This is a genomic window from Mycobacterium sp. (assembly GCF_032159765.1).
In the GTDB taxonomy this organism is placed as follows: domain Bacteria; phylum Actinomycetota; class Actinomycetes; order Mycobacteriales; family Mycobacteriaceae; genus Mycobacterium.
Genome location: NZ_JAVHWM010000108.1, coordinates 13,250 through 29,335, shown reverse-complemented (window position 1 = coordinate 29,335; position 16,086 = coordinate 13,250). Strand labels below are relative to the sequence as shown.

At 64.4% G+C, this 16,086-nt stretch carries 18 protein-coding genes; 10 read left to right on the top strand and 8 right to left on the bottom strand.

Features of this window, described 5'->3' with window-relative positions:
- Nucleotides 1–138: 138 nt before the first annotated feature.
- Nucleotides 139–1,803, bottom strand: a complete 1,665-nt coding sequence (gene fadD2, locus QOH60_RS12320) for a long-chain-fatty-acid--CoA ligase FadD2 (RefSeq protein WP_526420615.1) — start codon at nt 1,801–1,803, stop codon at nt 139–141.
- Between the two features lie 55 nt (nt 1,804–1,858).
- Between fadD2 and QOH60_RS12315 the strand changes: the two genes are divergently transcribed.
- Nucleotides 1,859–3,118 carry a DNA polymerase domain-containing protein gene (locus tag QOH60_RS12315; RefSeq protein ID WP_526420613.1) on the top strand — a complete coding sequence of 420 codons (1,260 nt, stop codon included), beginning with the start codon at nt 1,859–1,861 and terminating at the stop codon, nt 3,116–3,118.
- A 50-nt stretch (nt 3,119–3,168) separates the two neighbouring features.
- Here the strand turns inward: QOH60_RS12315 and QOH60_RS12310 are convergent, their stop codons facing one another.
- Entirely contained in the window at nt 3,169–3,873 is a 705-nt protein-coding gene (locus tag QOH60_RS12310; RefSeq protein WP_526420611.1) for a DUF732 domain-containing protein, read from the bottom strand.
- Between the two features lie 209 nt (nt 3,874–4,082).
- On the opposite strand from QOH60_RS12310, the gene QOH60_RS12305 reads away from it, so the two are divergent.
- Nucleotides 4,083–4,496 (top strand): Zn-ribbon domain-containing OB-fold protein, encoded by a 414-nt coding sequence (locus QOH60_RS12305; protein ID WP_526420609.1) that lies wholly within the window; start codon nt 4,083–4,085, stop codon nt 4,494–4,496.
- The gene (locus tag QOH60_RS12300; protein WP_526420607.1) at nt 4,493–5,701 is read left to right on the top strand and encodes a thiolase family protein; all 1,209 of its coding nucleotides are present in this window, start codon (nt 4,493–4,495) and stop codon (nt 5,699–5,701) included. Before QOH60_RS12305 ends, QOH60_RS12300 begins: the two co-directional genes overlap by 4 nt.
- A gap of 6 nt (nt 5,702–5,707) precedes the next feature.
- Here the strand turns inward: QOH60_RS12300 and QOH60_RS12295 are convergent, their stop codons facing one another.
- Nucleotides 5,708–6,526 carry an SDR family NAD(P)-dependent oxidoreductase gene (locus QOH60_RS12295; RefSeq protein WP_526420605.1) on the bottom strand — a complete coding sequence of 273 codons (819 nt, stop codon included), beginning with the start codon at nt 6,524–6,526 and terminating at the stop codon, nt 5,708–5,710.
- A 20-nt stretch (nt 6,527–6,546) separates the two neighbouring features.
- Here QOH60_RS12295 and QOH60_RS12290 point away from each other — a divergent pair, with 20 nt between their 5' ends.
- The gene (locus QOH60_RS12290; protein WP_526420603.1) at nt 6,547–6,924 is read left to right on the top strand and encodes an EthD family reductase; all 378 of its coding nucleotides are present in this window, start codon (nt 6,547–6,549) and stop codon (nt 6,922–6,924) included.
- Between the two features lie 53 nt (nt 6,925–6,977).
- Nucleotides 6,978–8,048, top strand: a complete 1,071-nt coding sequence (locus QOH60_RS12285) for a cupin domain-containing protein (RefSeq protein ID WP_526420601.1) — start codon at nt 6,978–6,980, stop codon at nt 8,046–8,048.
- A 14-nt stretch (nt 8,049–8,062) separates the two neighbouring features.
- Here QOH60_RS12285 and QOH60_RS12280 read toward each other — a convergent pair whose 3' ends face one another.
- Together QOH60_RS12280 and QOH60_RS12275 are read right to left on the bottom strand one after the other, a co-directional pair.
- Nucleotides 8,063–8,590 (bottom strand): UCP032817 domain-containing protein, encoded by a 528-nt coding sequence (locus QOH60_RS12280; RefSeq protein WP_526420599.1) that lies wholly within the window; start codon nt 8,588–8,590, stop codon nt 8,063–8,065.
- Entirely contained in the window at nt 8,590–8,835 is a 246-nt protein-coding gene (locus QOH60_RS12275; protein ID WP_526420597.1) for a hypothetical protein, read from the bottom strand. The genes QOH60_RS12280 and QOH60_RS12275 overlap by 1 nt, the downstream gene beginning before the upstream one ends.
- Before the next feature lie 342 nt (nt 8,836–9,177).
- Here QOH60_RS12275 and QOH60_RS12270 point away from each other — a divergent pair, with 342 nt between their 5' ends.
- The 3 genes from QOH60_RS12270 to QOH60_RS12260 are packed head-to-tail and all read left to right on the top strand — an operon-like array spanning nt 9,178 to nt 12,168.
- Nucleotides 9,178–9,843: a response regulator transcription factor gene (locus QOH60_RS12270; protein WP_526420595.1), complete on the top strand. Its 666-nt coding sequence runs from the start codon at nt 9,178–9,180 to the stop codon at nt 9,841–9,843.
- 31 nt (nt 9,844–9,874) lie between these two features.
- Nucleotides 9,875–11,224, top strand: coding sequence for a sensor histidine kinase (locus QOH60_RS12265; RefSeq protein WP_526420593.1), 1,350 nt, complete (start codon nt 9,875–9,877; stop codon nt 11,222–11,224).
- Nucleotides 11,221–12,168 carry a TAXI family TRAP transporter solute-binding subunit gene (locus tag QOH60_RS12260; RefSeq protein ID WP_526420591.1) on the top strand — a complete coding sequence of 316 codons (948 nt, stop codon included), beginning with the start codon at nt 11,221–11,223 and terminating at the stop codon, nt 12,166–12,168. Before QOH60_RS12265 ends, QOH60_RS12260 begins: the two co-directional genes overlap by 4 nt.
- 53 nt (nt 12,169–12,221) lie before the next feature.
- Here QOH60_RS12260 and QOH60_RS12255 read toward each other — a convergent pair whose 3' ends face one another.
- From QOH60_RS12255 to QOH60_RS12245, 3 genes are all read right to left on the bottom strand, one after another.
- Nucleotides 12,222–13,166, bottom strand: coding sequence for an amidohydrolase family protein (locus tag QOH60_RS12255; protein WP_526420589.1), 945 nt, complete (start codon nt 13,164–13,166; stop codon nt 12,222–12,224).
- A 191-nt stretch (nt 13,167–13,357) separates the two neighbouring features.
- On the bottom strand, nt 13,358–13,741 hold the full coding sequence (locus QOH60_RS12250) for a hypothetical protein (RefSeq protein WP_526420587.1): 384 nt from the start codon (nt 13,739–13,741) through the stop codon (nt 13,358–13,360).
- 178 nt (nt 13,742–13,919) lie between these two features.
- The gene (locus QOH60_RS12245; protein ID WP_526420585.1) at nt 13,920–14,807 is read right to left on the bottom strand and encodes an ArgP/LysG family DNA-binding transcriptional regulator; all 888 of its coding nucleotides are present in this window, start codon (nt 14,805–14,807) and stop codon (nt 13,920–13,922) included.
- A gap of 198 nt (nt 14,808–15,005) precedes the next feature.
- On the opposite strand from QOH60_RS12245, the gene QOH60_RS12240 reads away from it, so the two are divergent.
- Together QOH60_RS12240 and QOH60_RS12235 are read left to right on the top strand one after the other, a co-directional pair.
- Nucleotides 15,006–15,413 (top strand): TrmH family RNA methyltransferase, encoded by a 408-nt coding sequence (locus tag QOH60_RS12240; protein ID WP_526420583.1) that lies wholly within the window; start codon nt 15,006–15,008, stop codon nt 15,411–15,413.
- A 74-nt stretch (nt 15,414–15,487) separates the two neighbouring features.
- Entirely contained in the window at nt 15,488–16,084 is a 597-nt protein-coding gene (locus QOH60_RS12235; RefSeq protein WP_526420581.1) for a LysE/ArgO family amino acid transporter, read from the top strand.
- The last annotated feature ends 2 nt before the right edge of the window (nt 16,085–16,086 follow it).

Here is a 16,086-nt window from a genome sequence, read left to right as displayed (position 1 = left end):
AGTGCGAGAGCTGGTTTCGCCCGTGGCCTCACGTCGATTTCTGCACCTGGGCTGTTGAATGTGAAAAACCACAACCCATATGCAGATTTCGGTGCGCACTGCATGACGTGACGGGAGTGACGAGGCGCGCCAACGGCGCTAGTCGACCTCGATGTCGCGCAGCTCGCGCTTGAGGATCTTGCCCGTTGGGTTGCGCGGCAGCTCGTCGAGGAAGATCACCTCTCGCGGCACCTTGTACCGCGCGAGATGCTCCTTGACGTACACCTTGATGGCATCTTCGTCGACGTCTGAACCCTCTTGTCGCACAACGAAAGCCCGCAACCGCTGGCCCATCTGATCGTCGTCGACACCGAGCGCTGTCGCCTCGACGACCTCCGGATGCCCGGAGAGCAGGTCTTCCACCTCCGCCGGGAACACGTTCTCACCGCCCGACACGATCATCTCGTCGTCGCGGCCGGTGACGTAGAGCAGGTCGTTGTCGTCGAAATAGCCCATGTCCCCCGACGAGAGCAGCCCGTCGATGATCTGCTTGCCGCCTCCGCCGGTGTAGCCCTGGAACGGGAAGAAGTTGCCGACGAAGATCCTGCCGACTTCACCCTGCGGCAGCTCTTTGCCGTGCTCGTCGAAGATCTTGACTTTGGCGCCCTTGACAATTGGACCCACGGTCGCCGGATTGATCTCCAGATCCTTCGGCCGCGCGATCGTCGCGAACGCGATCTCCGTGGAGCCGTACAGGTTGTAGATCACCGGACCGAGCCGCTTGGTGGCCCGCGTGGCCAGTTCCGCGCCCAGCTGCGAGCCGGACACGAACACGATCTTCAACGAGGACAGGTCGTAGCTGCGATCGGCGCTCTCGAGTGCGTCGAGCAAGCGTGACAACATCACCGGCACCACGACAAGTGCTGTCGCGCGGTTCTTTTCGATGTCCTCAGCAACGGTGAGCGGCCGGAACTTCCGGCGCAGCACGAGGGTCGAGCCCAGCACCATCGCTATCGTGGCGTGCAGGTAGCCCAACGCGTGGAACATCGGCGCGGGCAGCGCTGTCACCTCGCCCGCCTTGAACGGGACGTGCGACAGCATTCCCCCAATCGGCGCCAGCGTCGGCGGCGCACTTCGATTGGCGCCCTTCGGTGTTCCGGTAGTCCCGCTGGTGAGGATGATCAGGGACGCGTGCTTCGACGGCTTCGGCGGAGGCTCCGTGCTACCGCGCGCAATTACCGAAGCCAGCGTCTCGTCGCCGTCGGGCGTCTCCGCGAATGCCCGCAACTTGCCCAGCTCGAAGTTCGCCCTCGACACCGCGTCGGTGTACTCCTCGTCGTAAATGAGTACCCGCGCTCCCTCGCGATCGGCGACATCGGCGATCTGCGGGCCCGAGAACTCGGTGTTCAGCAGGATCGTGCGGGCGCCCACCTTGCCGCAGGCGAAGTTCGCGATCAAAAACCACCGGTGATTGCGGGCAAGGATCGCCACACCGTTGCCACCTTTGATGCCCATCGACACCAACTCGTTGGCGACCGCGTTCACGGCGGCGTCCATTTCACCGAAGGAGATCGAGCCCTCGTCGTCGACGACGGCCGTGCGGTGGGGCGTGCGGCGGGCATTGACCGACGAGATCATGCCCATCTCGCCCCAGCGCGCGATGTCGCCGGCCATCGCCGCGATGGCCTGCGGCGACTCCAACTTCAACGCACCGGCCTCGAACATTTTCCGGACGTAATGCACCTCGGCAGCGCCGCGCTCGGCATAGAGCCGGGCCTTCGCAGCGGCCTCTGTTACCAGCTCAAAAGGGTTCAGCGTAGGCATGGACCTAGCCTATGTGACGGGCGTCTCACTGCGAGATCGAACTTACGATGACGGTATGGCCGGCCCGCTGAAGTTGGACATCTCCGGTCACGAGCTTGCGGTGACCCATCCCGACAAGGTGGTCTTCCCGGCCCAGGACGGCCATCCCGCGCGGACAAAGCTCGACCTGATCCAGTACTACCTCGCAGTGGCCGACGGTGCGCTGCGCGGCGTGGCCGACCGCCCGATGATCCTGAAGCGGTTCGTCAAGGGCCTGCACGAAGAGGCGATCTTCCAGAAACGCGCGCCCGAGAAGCGCCCGGACTGGATCGACGTCGCGGAGTTGAAGTACGCCTCGGGAACATCGGCCAAGGAAGCCGTCATTCACGAAGCCGCAGGCCTCGCGTGGGCAGTCAACCTCGGGTGCGTCGACTTGAACCCTCATCCGGTGCGCGCCGGCGACCTCGACCACCCCGACGAGTTGCGGATCGATCTCGACCCGGTGCCAGGCGTGGTGTGGGAACAGATCGTCGACGTCGCGCTGGTGGTCCGCGAGGTGCTGGCCGACCACGGGCTGATCGGCTGGCCGAAGACCTCGGGCTCGCGGGGGTTCCACATCTACGCCCGCATCTCCGCGCAGTGGCCGTATCGCCAGGTGCGGCTCGCAGGCGAGACCGTCGCACGTGAAGTCGAACGACGAGCACCGGACCTGGCCACCAGCCGGTGGTGGAAAGAGGAACGGGAGGGCGTGTTCGTCGACTTCAACCAGAACGCGAAGGACCGCACGACGGCGTCGGCGTATTCGGTTCGCGCGCGCCCCGATGCGCGGGTGTCGACACCGCTGCTCTGGGACGAAGTCGCGGGCTGCCGCCCTGAGGCGTTCACCGTGGACACGGTCCCGGAGCGGTTCAGCGCGATCGGCGATCCGTGGGAGGGGATGGACGACGCGGCAGGCTCGCTGGACGCGCTGCTCGAACTCGCCGAACGGTTGGGGCCGGCCGAAAAGGCTCCCAAGGGCGCCAGGAAGGGGACGGGCCGCCGCGAGTCGACGATGCCGCTGATCGAGGTCGCGCGGACGAAGACGAAAGACGAGGCGATGGCGGCGCTGGACACCTGGCGTGCCCGCCACCCTGAGGCAGCGGAGAAGCTCGAGCCCGCCGACGTGCTCGTCGACGGAATGCGCGGCCCGAGCTCGATCTGGTACCGGATCCGAATCAACCTGCAGCACGTGCCAGAGGAGCAACGCCCTGCGCAGGAGGAACTGCTCGCCGATTACAACCCGTGGGAGGGTTATTCGGGGCCGCGGTGGATGAGCCGCTTGCGCGAAGACCGATAGCAGGATGAGCCGCTTGCGCGAAGTCCAGTAGCCGAGTGCGCCGCTGAACGTCAGTTGCCGAGGGTGAGCGCGACGTCGTTGTTCTTCAGTTGGTCGAACGAGTATGTGAGTTCGCCGCGGTGACTCACCGTGATCAGGTAGCGGTCCTGGCCTTCGGTGAGCTCGAACGAGAAGTTGAACGCGCACCGGCTGCGAGTACCGCTGCCGGATCCGAGAGCTGAGGACGTGACCACCTCGCCCTTGCCGTTCTTGACGGTGACCTCTGTGCCGGGACCGATATCCGAATACCCACCTGAGCCCCAACAGCTCGAACCGCTGGTCGTGATCGCCGGATAATAGGTGCTTGGCGTACTGTCGACGAGAGTGAAAGTACCTCTCACCGTTGCTGTTTCGAGTACATGGAAGCCATTGGAAAACTTGGGGCAGTACACGTCGACAGCGATCTTCTCGGCAGGCATCCCCTGGGCCGGTCCGCCGTCTTCGAGGGTTCGACACGTCTTCTTCGCGGAGGCGATGGCATTGGCGTCGGAGGCGAACTGGCTCGAAAGACCTTTCGCGTTGAGCTTGTCGAGGTACGTGACGTCGGGATTGGCGGGCTGATCGCGCATCAGGAGGACGGCGATGGTGACCGCGCCGCCGACGACAACTGCGGCCACCGCGACAAGGCCCGCGACCATCCACGTCCGCCCCGAGCTCGACTGGCCGGCGGCCGCGAAGGGCCCGGAATACGGATACGGCACAGTCTGCGCAGCCATGGTCGCTGCGACGCCCCCGTGGTACCAGGTCGACCCGTGGCGCTGGGCACCACACACGGCGCAGACCGTGGCTCCCCCTGCATGCGTCCCGCAATACGTGCAGAACATTCTCAGAACGTACCCATTTTCTCCGAATTTCTGACAGGGGCCGCCCAGGATTTGGCGCACACCCCGAGGCCGAACCTGGGGCGTAGGGCAGAGTAGGAGCCATGGCTGGGCAGATACCGATGGTCGATTACCTTGTCCTCGACGACGGCGAGCCACACCTCGTCGCGCACGAGTGCACCCGCTGCGGCGCACGGTTCTTCGACCGGCGCAACGCCTGCGCCAAGTGCTTCGCCACCGAGTTCAGCTCGGTCAACATCGCGGCGGAGGGCACGGTACGGGCGTTCACCATCGTCACGTTCGCCGCGCCGGGCATTCCCGTGCCGTTCGTGGCGTCAGTGGTCGACTGCGACGGAACCCAGGTCCGTGCCAACCTGACGAACGTCGAGCCGGACGCCGAGCACGTGCGCACCGGCATGAAGGTGCGGCTCACGACGTATCCCCTCGGAGAAGACTCAGCGGGCACGACGGCGGTCGGGTTCGCGTTCGAGCCCGCAGAAAAGGAGATCGCATCATGAGCGCCAGCGACGAGGTCTGGATCCTCGGGATCAAAATGACGAAGTTCGGCAAGCACCTCGATCTCGACACCATCGACTTGGCCGCCGAGGCGGCGCTGGCAGCGCTCGACGACGCCGGCGTGACGATGTCCGACATTGGCGTGATCGCTGCCGGCAACTTGATGAACGCCAACGCCAGCATCGGGCAGCAGCTGCAGAAGCAGATCGGCCAGACAGGCATTCCGGTGTACAACGTCGCCAACGCGTGTGCCACCGGGGCGACCGCGTTGCGCACGGCGATTATGGCCGTCAAGGCCGGCGAAGTGGACTACGGCATGGCCGTCGGGGTCGAAAAGCTCGCGGGCGCAGGCCTTCTCGCGGGTGGGTCGAGGAAGGCCGATTCGCCGACGTGGACGCCGTCGGGCCGCTACGGGGCAGTGGCGGCGATCGACGGGCGGATCGGCACCGAGACCATGCCGGGTGTGTTCGCGCAAATCGGCATGGAATACGACCACAAGTACGGCGGAGCCAGCTTCGAACTCTTCGCGAAGATCAGCGAGAAGAACCATGCCCATTCGACGCTGAATCCGCTTGCGGCATACCAGAAGCGGTTCACGCTGGAGCAGATCATGAACGACGTGATGATCGCCTACCCGAACACCCGGCCGATGTGTTCGGCCAACTGTGACGGCGCCGCGGCCGCGATCGTGTGCAACGGCGAGACGCTCAAGTCGCTGTCGCTCGAACAACAACGGCGGGCGGTCAAGGTCGCGGCCTCGGTGCTGACCACCGACCCGTACGACGAGGGCTGCCAGGTGCTGCCGAACGTCAACCACCTCACCCGCAATGCCGCCACAACGGCCTACGAAAAGGCTGGCGTCGGCCCCGGCGATCTCGATCTCGTCGAGCTTCACGACTGCTTCGCCACCGCCGAGCTGGTGCACTACGACAACCTGAGGCTGTGCGAAGAGGGCGGCGCCGCAGAGTTTTTCAACTCGGGTGCGACGTGGCGCGACGGCTCGACGCCGGTGAACGTGTCGGGCGGGCTGCAGTCCAAGGGTCACCCGATCGCGGCGACGGGCATCGCCAACGTCTGGGAGATCTGCCATCACCTGCGCGGGGAGGCCGGCGACCGGCAGATCGAGAACGCGAAGGTGGGTCTGGCCCACGTCATCGGGCTCGGCTCGGCGTGCGGCGTCCACATCCTGGAGCGTTCAGCGGCGTAGGCCCCGTCAGGCCTCGTTCGGCATATTCGTCCACCCCTTGCCGTCGGCGCGCGCGTACCAGCCCGACGCGGCGAGCGTGCCGCCGTCGACCGGAATCGTCTGCCCGGTGACGAAGCGGGCGTCGTCGGAGGCGAGAAACTCGACCACGGCGGCATAGTCGTCGGGCCGGCCAAACCGCCCGACCGGTATCCAGGTTCTGATCAGGTCGGGGTCGCGGCCCCGCAGCATCAGCTCAGCCGGCGTCTGCGGGGTGTCGGCCAGGTCGGGCGCGATCGCGTTGACGCGGATGCCGTGGTGCGCGACGTCAACGGCCAGGCTTCGGGTGAAAGCGACGACGCCCGCGTTGAATGCGGCATATACGGCTGCGTACGGGATGCCGCGGAACGCCTCTACCGTGGCGTTGTTGACGATTGCTCCGCGGCCGCGCTCGACCATTGCCGGCAGGACGGCATGGCACATGCGGAAGACGTGCAGCAGGTTGAGTTCATAGAGGTCCTGCCATTGTGCTTCGGTGCTGTGCAGGAAAGTCCTTGCAGCAGGCCGGAAGTCGCCGACATTGTTGACCAGGACGTCGACGGGGCCGTCCGGAGCGCTTTGCGCGACGCGTGACACCACCCCGGGATCGCGAATGTCGCCGACAACGACGGTGCACTGCCCGCCTGCTGACGAGATGTCACGTCGCGTTTCTTCGGCGGCCTCGGCATCGATGTCGGCGACGACGACGTGCGCGCCTGCGGCGGCCAGGCGCCGGCTGATCCCTCCGCCGATGCCCAGCGCTCCCCCGGTCACGATCGCCACGTTTCCGGCCAGGCGTCCTGTGTTCATGTCGTCCTACAGTAGAGCGCGTGATCAAGATTGTTTTCTGCCTGAGGCGACTGCCGAGTCTGTCGGCGGACGAGTTCTACCGGTATTGGCTGGAAAACCATGGGCCACTTGTGCGTTCGCATGCACAAACGTTGCATATCCGCCGCTATACGCAGGGACACACCTTCACCGACCCGCGGACCGCACCCACGGTCGAGGCACGAGGTTGCGAGGCACGCGCGTACGACGGTGTCGCCGAAGTCAGTTGGGACAGTGTGGAAGAGCTCGTCGAAGCCGGGAGCACACCAGAGGGCAGGGCCGCGGGCCGGGCATTGCTCGAGGACGAGCGCAGGTTCATCGACTTGCCGAATTCGTCGATGTTCTACGTTCACGAGCACGAGCTCTTTCCCGGTCCCTAGGCGGTCTCTTCTTATCCATGTCGGGCCGCTGCTTCCCGTTCTAGGCTCCTGCCATGACCATCACCGCAAGTAAACCCGGCATTCATGCGACATCTCTGCGGGCAGGCGAGATCGTTGAGGAGAACGAGCTGGGGTCGATGAGAAGAGTGACCGCCGACAACCTGCCGATCCTGAAGGGGTTGTCGATCAAACGCGTGCTGCTCAATCCCGGCACGATGCGCACGCCGCACTGGCACGCCAACGCCAACGAGCTCACCTATTGCGTGTCGGGCACCGGGCTGGTCTCGATTCTCGACAACGGCAGCAAGTTCTCCACCTTCATCGTGACGGCCGGCCAGATGTTCCACGCCGACTCCGGTTCGCTGCACCACATCGAGAACATCGGCGAGGATGTCGCCGAGTTCATCATCGCCTTCCGCAGCGAGCGGCCCGAAGATTTCGGTCTCGGCGCCACCTTCGGTGCGTTCACCGATGCGGTGCTTGGCAACACCTACGACCTGCCTGCCTCGGACTTCGCCAAGATCCGCCGCACCACGACCGATCACCGGCTGGCCGCCCGGGTCGGCGATCCCGACATCCCCGCGGCCGCACACTTCGACGATCCGCACAAGTTCGACATCGAGAGCCTGCCCGCCGGGCTCAACTACGCCTACGGCAACGCACGCTTCGCCCGTGACCAGTTCTGGCCGGCGCTCAAGGACATCTCGATGTACTCACTGCGCATCGCCGAAGACGGCATGCGCGAACCGCACTGGCATCCCGTCACCGCCGAGATGGGTTACGTGCAACACGGCGAGGCTCGGATGACGGTCATGAATCCCGATGGCACGCTTGATACCTGGAGGATGACCACCGGCGACATGTACTTCATCCCGCGCGCCTACCCACACCACATCGAGAACATCGGCACCGACGAGTGGCACTTCCTGATCTTCTTCGACCAGCCCTTCCCTGCCGACATCGGCTACCGCGCGTCGGCCAGCGCGTACTCCCGCGAAGTGCTGGCCGCCGCCTTCAACACCCACATCGACGACCTGCCGAATTTTCCATTCACGCCGGCGGATCCGCTGATCGTTCACCGCAGCAACCCCGTTGACGCGCGAGCGGTCGGCGAGGCCGGCTGACCACACTCGCGTTCTCACCGTGCCGGTATCAGTTCGCCGCCAGCGGTGGATCGGACGGCGTCTGTGATCGCGGTGACGAGCGCGCCATCGATGCCCCAGGGGGCGTCAACGCCGACGCGTTTGTCGAGATCCCACAGCACGCATTCTTCGCCCGGTCTCGCGACGATCGACCATGCCACGATTGTTCTCCGCAACTGCTCGTCCATCGAATCGGTGCGGCCCTGGAAGCCGACGGGTGCCGCGCCCTCGGGGTGATGGTGCAGGAATGTGCCGTACGCCTGCTGGCAGAACCGCGAGTAGCGCGCCGTGCAGAGGATCAGCCCGTGCCACGCCTCGTCGACCGCGTGCGACGGCATGCCGATCACTTGGTCGTCGCGCAGCGCCGCCGCACAGCAGCGCAGCCATTGCCTCAACCCCGTATCGACCAGCGTCCGGGGCTGCCATGGGCAGGTTTTGAACACCGCCTCTGGCAAGTCGAGATCGGCGACTGCGGCGGACGCCTGAGCGACCCGGTCCACACCCCGGCGACAGAGGATGGCCATCAGCAGCCACCGCCACAGCCGCCCCCGCCACAGCCGCCGCCTCCTCCGCAGCCGCCATGCCCACCACCGCAGCCGCTGTGACCGCCACCGCAACCGCCCGTCGCGCCGCCGCCGGCTCCTCCCGCGCCCCACACATCGCGACGACGCTTCTTGGAATCCGAGGGACCTGCAAACACCCACCGCACCAGCAACGCCACCGCGAGGAAACCCGCAGCCGTCACGAGACCGAGCACTAGACCACTCATGATGACTCCTTAAGTTATTGCTTTTCAATGCGATACACAGTTCTCGGAGTTCATGCGGTGCCCTCCGTGGGCTGTGGTGCGCTCATGATTGCCAGTGGATGTGCGCCGCGGAAGGCACTGGACCTCGAACCTGAGGTTTCCTCGCACGATTCACAGATTTGAATCCTGTTTGTCGTAGCGGTTTTGCAGGCAGCGATCCACGACGGGCTATGAGCGCCGTACGGTCGGGTGCGCGAGCCGCATGCATTTGGCCGGGGGGAGCCGCGGGTGAATCTGTGGATTGTGCAAGGAAATCCTGTCAACTCCGTGCATGCGCTGCGCATGCTTTTTACGATCAGGCGCATGCGAGTGCTGCTCGTCGAGGACGATGACGGCGTCGCGTCGGCATTGGCGGAGCTTCTCGTCCAAACCGGTGCGACGGTCGTACAAACAGGCCGCGGCTCCGATGCTCTGCATCGGGTGAGGGGTTGCGACCTTGTGCTGCTGGATCTGGGGCTGCCCGACATGGACGGTCTCGATGTACTCCGCACATTGCGGCGAGCATCGGCCGTGCCGGTTATCATCATGACCGCCCGTGACAGCGACGGCGCCGTGGTGATCGGTCTTCGTGCGGGAGCTGACGACTATCTGGTCAAGCCAGTCCGAAAAGCGGTGCTGCTGGCGCGTATTCAGGCCGTCATGCGTCGCGTGCGCCGTCTCGGCGGAGAGGCCGCATCTCATCTCGCCCCCGTGATAGCGGGCCCGATCACCATTGACTCGGAACGCCACGAAGTCACGATGGCCGGGACGCCGCAGGCGCTTACCAAGACCGAGTTCCAGATCCTCGCCACGCTGGCCGCCCATCAGGGTGAAGCGGTCAGCCGCGAACAACTCATGCTCGACGTCTGGGGCACGGCCGTGGTTGGCCGCTCCCGTTCGCTGGACTTCTTCATCGGACAGATCAGGACGAAGCTCACCGGACTCCCCCTCAAGACTGTTCGCGGATTCGGATTCCGGCTGGACACGTGAAATGGGGCTACGGGTTCGGATCCTGCTGGCCGTGCTATCCCTGTTGACGATCGGGGCACTGGCAGTCCCCTTGGCCCTCTCCTTGGCCGACCGCCGTACGGCCTCGCTGGCCGAGGAGCGGGGTCGACAGCTGGAGGCGCTTGCCGATTCGGCCGCGGCATTCGGTGCCCCTCTGCAGAGCCTTGTCGACCGCTACCACGAGGTGTACGGCGAGGGTGTGCTCATTGTCGACTCCGACGGCCATGTGCTGGCCGCACGCGGCCTCGGTGCCGCCGACCCGGGCGTTGACACCGCGACTTATCGGGCTCTCGTCAACGCGCCGGCCGCGCGGTGGAAGCGCATCCTGCCCTGGCACAGGCATCGGGTTGTGGTCTCCGAAGGAGTCCGGCGCGGCGGGGAGCTCGTGGGCGCCGTCGTCGTCGCGGTCGACACGACGACGGCGACCCGCGACGTCACCTACGCCTGGCTGTGGGTGGCGTTGGGCGGTATCGCTCTGCTCATTCTGGCGGTGCTTGTTGCGCGCACGCTGACACGGTGGGTGGTACGACCACTCAACGGGCTCGAGCGTTCGGTCACAGAGATGAGAGAAGGAGTCGCGGGCCCGCCCGCCGATGTGGTCGGGCCCCCGGAACTACGCCGCTTCACGTCAGCGTTCAACACAATGGCTCAGGTAGTGCGGGCTGCACTGGAACGTCAGCAACGACTTGTCGCGGATGCCTCGCACCAACTGCGCAATCCGCTGGCCGCACTGCGGTTACGCGCGGACACGCTCGACGACTATGTAAGTCACGCAGGCCGCGCGACTTATGGGTCAATGACCACTGAACTGGACCGGCTGGAGAACTTGCTCCGGCAGCTCCTGCGATTAGCCCGGGCCGAGGAGACCAGCGACAGTCGCAAGGTTGGGTTGTTGACCGCAGCGGACGAGGTAACGAACCTCGAAGACGTTATCCAGCAACGAATCACGTTCTGGCAGGACGTTGCTCACGCGAAGAACCAGAGACTGCGCCACCTCGACGACCATGCCGGACTGTCGGTGCGGCTCAGCCGTCACAACGTTGAGCAGCTTCTCGATGTCGCCCTCGACAATGCGCTGCGCTACGCGGGACCTGACACGACAGTCACCGCGTCCGTCAGCAAGCGCGGCGAGACGGTTGACCTCGTCATCAGTGATGATGGGTGCGGCTTGCCCGACGAGGAACTCGCGCACGCCGCGGCAAGATTCTGGCGCGGGCGTGACGACGCCGACGGCACTGGACTTGGGTTGGCCATCGCCGCTGAGATTGCCGCCGGTCACGGCGGGGCGATGTCGGTTGAACACGCCCCCGAAGGCGGGCTGTTGGTTCGCTACACCCTGCCAGCGACAGCCGAATTGTCATGACGAGAACAGGACTGAAAATCAGCCGTCGCGCTTTCCTAGTCGCTAGCGCGGCGGCACTGGCTGCCGGATGTGCCGGTGGTGACCCCCGTGGCACGTGGCGGTTGGCGGCAGGCGAACCAGGCGGGTTGTACTTCGCATTCGCGGAGATCCTCGGCCAAGAATTGAAGAATCGGTATCCGGCCCTCACGCTCACTGCGCTGCCCACGGCCGGCAGTGTCGAGAACCTCGGCCTCATCCGCTCCGGTAATGTCGACATGGCACTCGCGCAAGCCGATGTCACCGAACGGGATCGAGCTCAAGGAACTAGCGGGACGGCCCCGCAAGCCGTCGCACAGCTCTACGAGGATTACCTGCAAGCGATCGTCCGTAGCTCTGCGCCCATGCAGCAATTCGCCGATCTTGAGGGTAGGCGGGTCTCGGTCGGCCCCTCTGGCTCAGGCGTTGCGGCGATAAGCGAAATCCTCTTCGCCGCAGCGGGTTTGGAAGGCCGGATCCTCCCGCTACATCTGCGACTGAAGGACGCGCTGGCCGGTCTCACGTCCGGCAGCCTGGACGCGATCGTCTGGTCGGGTGGCGTCCCGACACCGGCAATCGCCGACCTCAATGCCGTCCTACCACTACGGATGCTCGACCTCGGCAACCTGGCGGAACCAATGAGCCGCCTCTCCGGTTACCCGTACCTCGTCCGAAGAGTGCCGTCAGGAGGGTACGTCACAACGCCCGGCCTGAACTCAGTTGGCATACCGGACATGCTGCTTTGCCGTCCCGATTCTCCTTCGGACCTGGTGTCTGCGACTGTCGACGTCCTCGCGACCGATGCGCCACAACTCATGCCACCGACCATCCGTGGACTGCAATACTTGGATCCGCCGTCGATGATTCAGACAGGCTCGGTTCCACTACATCCCGGCGCTGTGAAAGCGTACGACGAACTGCACGGCTGACGGGTAAACCTTTATAGGGAAGCGGCTTTCGGCTGTCGGCAGTCACGGTGAAATCACGCAGTGCACACCCGCGGAGCCTGATCTGGCAGTCCCAGTATCTCAAAGTAGCTCTGTCCGAGCGCGATGTCCCGGAAAGCGTTGTCGTTCAGGTACTTATTTATCCGGCTGACCACGTCGAGCTCCTCTTTGTAGACCGAGAAGTCTTTCTTCCTCGCCGCGACGAAGTCTGTTCCTGGGATGATCCGCGATGAGTACTGGTTGAGGAAGGGAACATATTGATTCCTGATCGGCTCGTTGGAGAAGTATGTATCTTCCAATACGCGCCAGCTGATATCGAGGTAAAGCTTCGGGTGCTGGTCCATGAGGCGTCGGAGTGTGTCAATGTGCACCGCCGGGTCTATCGTCGTCAGCTCCTTGGACAAGCCCATGTGGGCCCATACGACCTTGTTGTCGGGGTAGAGAGTCAGCACCGCTTCCATCAAGTAGAGGAACTTGAGCGGTTCCGCGTTGTTCCCCAGATCGGAATGGATGGTTATCGGAATGTCACGCCGACGGAGTTCATCCATAAACGGTGCCCAGGCAACGATGTCGTCGAGCGCCGCCGGTTCCGCGTCGTTGTTCAATAGAGCCTGCTTCAGCAGGTTTACTTCCCCCATCCAGGTGAACTTGCCCGGGTACGTCGAATCGAGCAATTCCATCCCTTCGACAATGCTCGCGGGATTGGCCAAATCCGGGAACGTCATCGATAGCGTCACATGCACTCCGCGGATCTTGTTCTCCAACACATCGTGAGCATTTTCCAGATCGTTCTTCATACTCGGCAATACCGGCGTTCCCGGGCAGTCGAGGTAGTAGGTGCACGGGGAGTCCAATGGCAGCGACTGTCCGATGCCGTACAGGTTCACGAAGCGAACACCGGTCCTCGTCCAGTAGTCAGCCATTTCGGTCAGCGGTATGCCGGGTCCGCCGAAAGGACGGAGGTGAAGATGGCTGTCCACTACAGACGTGTATGGCTGAGCTCCGCGGTCAAAGCAATCGGCATCCGCGAGCGCAGGTCCCATCCGGGTGGAGGAAGCGACTACAGCCGCAGTTGTCGTCAACAGTGCCAGCCACTTTCGTATTTGAGTTCTACGGCGGCTAGATCGAGGGGCGCCCGGGCGGGCGCCCCTCGATGCACCGTGGTCGTGACTCAACATGAAACAGCCACGTACACGGTGGTGTACAGAACCACCTGTATCAGATCACCCCCGGATCCTGTGCGGGCCTCCGTGATCTCACGTCCGGGCCGAATCGAGGTCACCGCGCATTGATCCAACGGCGCATCGCCAAACCTGTTGAGTATCACCTTGAACCCATTTGCCTGCAGCTCGTTGATGGTGTCTTGTGCCGAACCTGTGCCCGACGGCGCCGCGACGGCGGGTGCGGCCAGGCCGAGGGACGCCACGGCCAGGACGCTGGCCGCCAGCACGGCAAATGCAGACTTTAATGACGGGTATCGTGATCGGCTAATTCCATTGGTGGACAATGGCTTCTCACGATTCAACTCGACGGGCACCCACTGTTGTGATGTCATTTCTGGGCTCCTATCCCTGGTAGGTGCGCCAATGATGTGAGGCGCAACAGGGGCAGGGAAGAGGAACAGCCCGTATCACCAGGTTTCCTAGCACAATCCGCAGATTCACCGACTCCGAACCACTCGGCAACCCAGCGGGAACTCCCTTGGTGCTCGCCCTCGCTGCCCGGTTAGCGAGCTACTTCTGGTGGCGCAGAAGCGATACGCTAGCTGTTCTGATCGCGTCGGTAATCGAGTTGATCAGAGGGCTGTCGAGCTTCCAGCACTGCCAAAACAGGGGCACGTCGAGCTGCTGATCGGTGACCGCAACGAGCGACCTGTCAACGGACTGTTCCGGAAACATGCCCCATCCCAGTCCCGCCTTCACGGCCTCGCGAAACCCCTCGGCCGTCGGGATGTAGTGAATCGGCCTGGCGACATCGCGGCGAAACACTTTGCGCACCAACCTGTCCTGCAAGGCGTCGTCACGGTTCCAGGCCAGCGATGGCGCAGTGCCCACCGACGCGAGACGGAACCCTTCGGCCAGGTAGCGCTTGACGTAATCCGTAGAGGCGACTGCGACGTAACGCATCGCGCCGAGCGGGAATACCCGGCACCCCGGCACAGGATGGCGATCGGTGGTGACCGCACCCATCACCTCCCCCTGACGGAGAAAGCGCGCGGACAGGTCCTGGTCTTCGATACGGATGTCGAACAGCACCTGCGGCAGTCGTGCGAACACCGCTGTGAACCACGTCGCCATCGAATCGGCATTGACCGCCAAGGCAACCCGAGTGCGCTCGCCGCCGTCGCGGCCCATCTCGGTCAGCGCCTCGGACTCCAGCAACGCGGTCTGCGCGGCCAACCGTAGCAGGGGTACGCCCGCTGCCGTTGCCGTACAAGGCTTTTCGCGCACAATCAACACCTGGCCGACATGTTGCTCCAACGCCTTGATCCGTTGACTCACCGCTGACGGGGTGATGTGCAACTGAGCGGCGGCCGCGTCGAAGCTACCGAACTCGACGACCGCCGCAAGCGCCGCTAGTTGTGCGGCATCGAGACGACCCGCGTATCGCGGCTCGGCCATCCGTTGCCACCTCCCCTATCATGTCGTTATGCATAATCTCTCGTCTTGCGGGAAGGGCGTTCCCGCCCACCGTTGAACCCCGATTCCGGGAGCCCACCCCGGATCCGGACGCGACAGGATATTCGCCGACAACGCCGGCCACGTCGCCACAGCTGCTGGAACCACCTCATCGTCGCGCCTCTGTGGCCTAAGCACGGCGTGAACCTGGGAACGTTGCTTCGCACCTGTGATGCGGTGGGCGCCTGCATGGCGGTGCCACATTTGCCGTGGGTGCCCGAGGCGTTGGACCGGGGTAACACGTTGCGAAAGGGCTCATGCGTGCACTGGATCTACGGCGACACCGGCCGCTGGCTGCGGCGCCAGCGCGACGGCGGCTCGTCGGTGATCGGTGTCGAACTGACCGACGAGTCGATCCGGTTGGCCGACCTCCCTGCGGCCCGTCGGCGCACGGTCGTCGTATTGGGTAACGAAGGCACGGGTATTCCGGCCGACGCGCTCGAACTTCTGGATGTGGCGGTCGAGATCCCGATGATCGGGACGGGTATCAGCCTCAACGTCGCCGTTGCCGGGTCGCTCGTGGCGTACAAACTCGCCGGGCTCGTGTAGCACATAAGCCATACTAATGTGAATGAAGAATAATTAGCTGTACTTCGTGGATTCGGGTTCCTAGTCTCGGCTACATGACCTCGCCCATGCTGATCGGCTTCGTCACGAGCCTGACGCTGATCGTGGCGATCGGCGCCCAGAACGCCTTCGTGCTGAGGCAGGGCATCCGCGGTCAACACGTCGCGACCGTCGTCGCGCTCTGCGTCGTGTCCGACGCTCTCCTGATCGCAGCAGGCGTCGCAGGCTTTGGCATCCTCGTCACCGCCCACCCGCAGGCCGTCACCGTCGCGCGCTTCGGTGGTGCCGCCTTCCTCGTCGGCTACGCCATCCTCGCCGCACTACGGGCCCTGCGTCCCGGCAGCCTCGACCCGGCCGAGGCAGCCCCCGATCGTGTCACTTCCGTCGTGCTCACCTGCGTTGCCCTGACCTTCCTCAACCCTCACGTGTACCTCGACACAGTCGTGCTGATCGGGGCACTGGCCAACCAACACCACAGCAGCCGTTGGCTTTTCGGCATCGGAGCGGTGTGCGCCAGCGCGGCGTGGTTCACAACCCTCGGGTTCGGCGCACGCCGGCTGCAATCGGTGTTCGCCACTCCGGCGGCCTGGCGCGTACTCGACGGGCTTATCGCTGCCACGATGCTGGGAATCGCAGTCGCGCTCCTCGCCTGATC

Excerpts from the sequence above, each read along its gene's own strand:
- fadD2 (WP_526420615.1), bottom strand. The coding sequence starts at position 1,803 with ATGCCTACGCTGAACCCTTTTGAGCTGGTAACAGAGGCCGCTGCGAAG.
- QOH60_RS12315 (WP_526420613.1), top strand. The coding sequence starts at position 1,859 with ATGGCCGGCCCGCTGAAGTTGGACATCTCCGGTCACGAGCTTGCGGTG.
- QOH60_RS12310 (WP_526420611.1), bottom strand. The coding sequence starts at position 3,873 with ATGGCTGCGCAGACTGTGCCGTATCCGTATTCCGGGCCCTTCGCGGCC.
- QOH60_RS12305 (WP_526420609.1), top strand. The coding sequence starts at position 4,083 with ATGGCTGGGCAGATACCGATGGTCGATTACCTTGTCCTCGACGACGGC.
- QOH60_RS12300 (WP_526420607.1), top strand. The coding sequence starts at position 4,493 with ATGAGCGCCAGCGACGAGGTCTGGATCCTCGGGATCAAAATGACGAAG.
- QOH60_RS12295 (WP_526420605.1), bottom strand. The coding sequence starts at position 6,526 with ATGAACACAGGACGCCTGGCCGGAAACGTGGCGATCGTGACCGGGGGA.
- QOH60_RS12285 (WP_526420601.1), top strand. The coding sequence starts at position 6,978 with ATGACCATCACCGCAAGTAAACCCGGCATTCATGCGACATCTCTGCGG.
- QOH60_RS12280 (WP_526420599.1), bottom strand. The coding sequence starts at position 8,590 with ATGGCCATCCTCTGTCGCCGGGGTGTGGACCGGGTCGCTCAGGCGTCC.
- QOH60_RS12275 (WP_526420597.1), bottom strand. The coding sequence starts at position 8,835 with ATGAGTGGTCTAGTGCTCGGTCTCGTGACGGCTGCGGGTTTCCTCGCG.
- QOH60_RS12270 (WP_526420595.1), top strand. The coding sequence starts at position 9,178 with ATGCGAGTGCTGCTCGTCGAGGACGATGACGGCGTCGCGTCGGCATTG.
- QOH60_RS12260 (WP_526420591.1), top strand. The coding sequence starts at position 11,221 with ATGACGAGAACAGGACTGAAAATCAGCCGTCGCGCTTTCCTAGTCGCT.
- QOH60_RS12250 (WP_526420587.1), bottom strand. The coding sequence starts at position 13,741 with ATGACATCACAACAGTGGGTGCCCGTCGAGTTGAATCGTGAGAAGCCA.
- QOH60_RS12245 (WP_526420585.1), bottom strand. The coding sequence starts at position 14,807 with ATGGCCGAGCCGCGATACGCGGGTCGTCTCGATGCCGCACAACTAGCG.
- QOH60_RS12235 (WP_526420581.1), top strand. The coding sequence starts at position 15,488 with ATGACCTCGCCCATGCTGATCGGCTTCGTCACGAGCCTGACGCTGATC.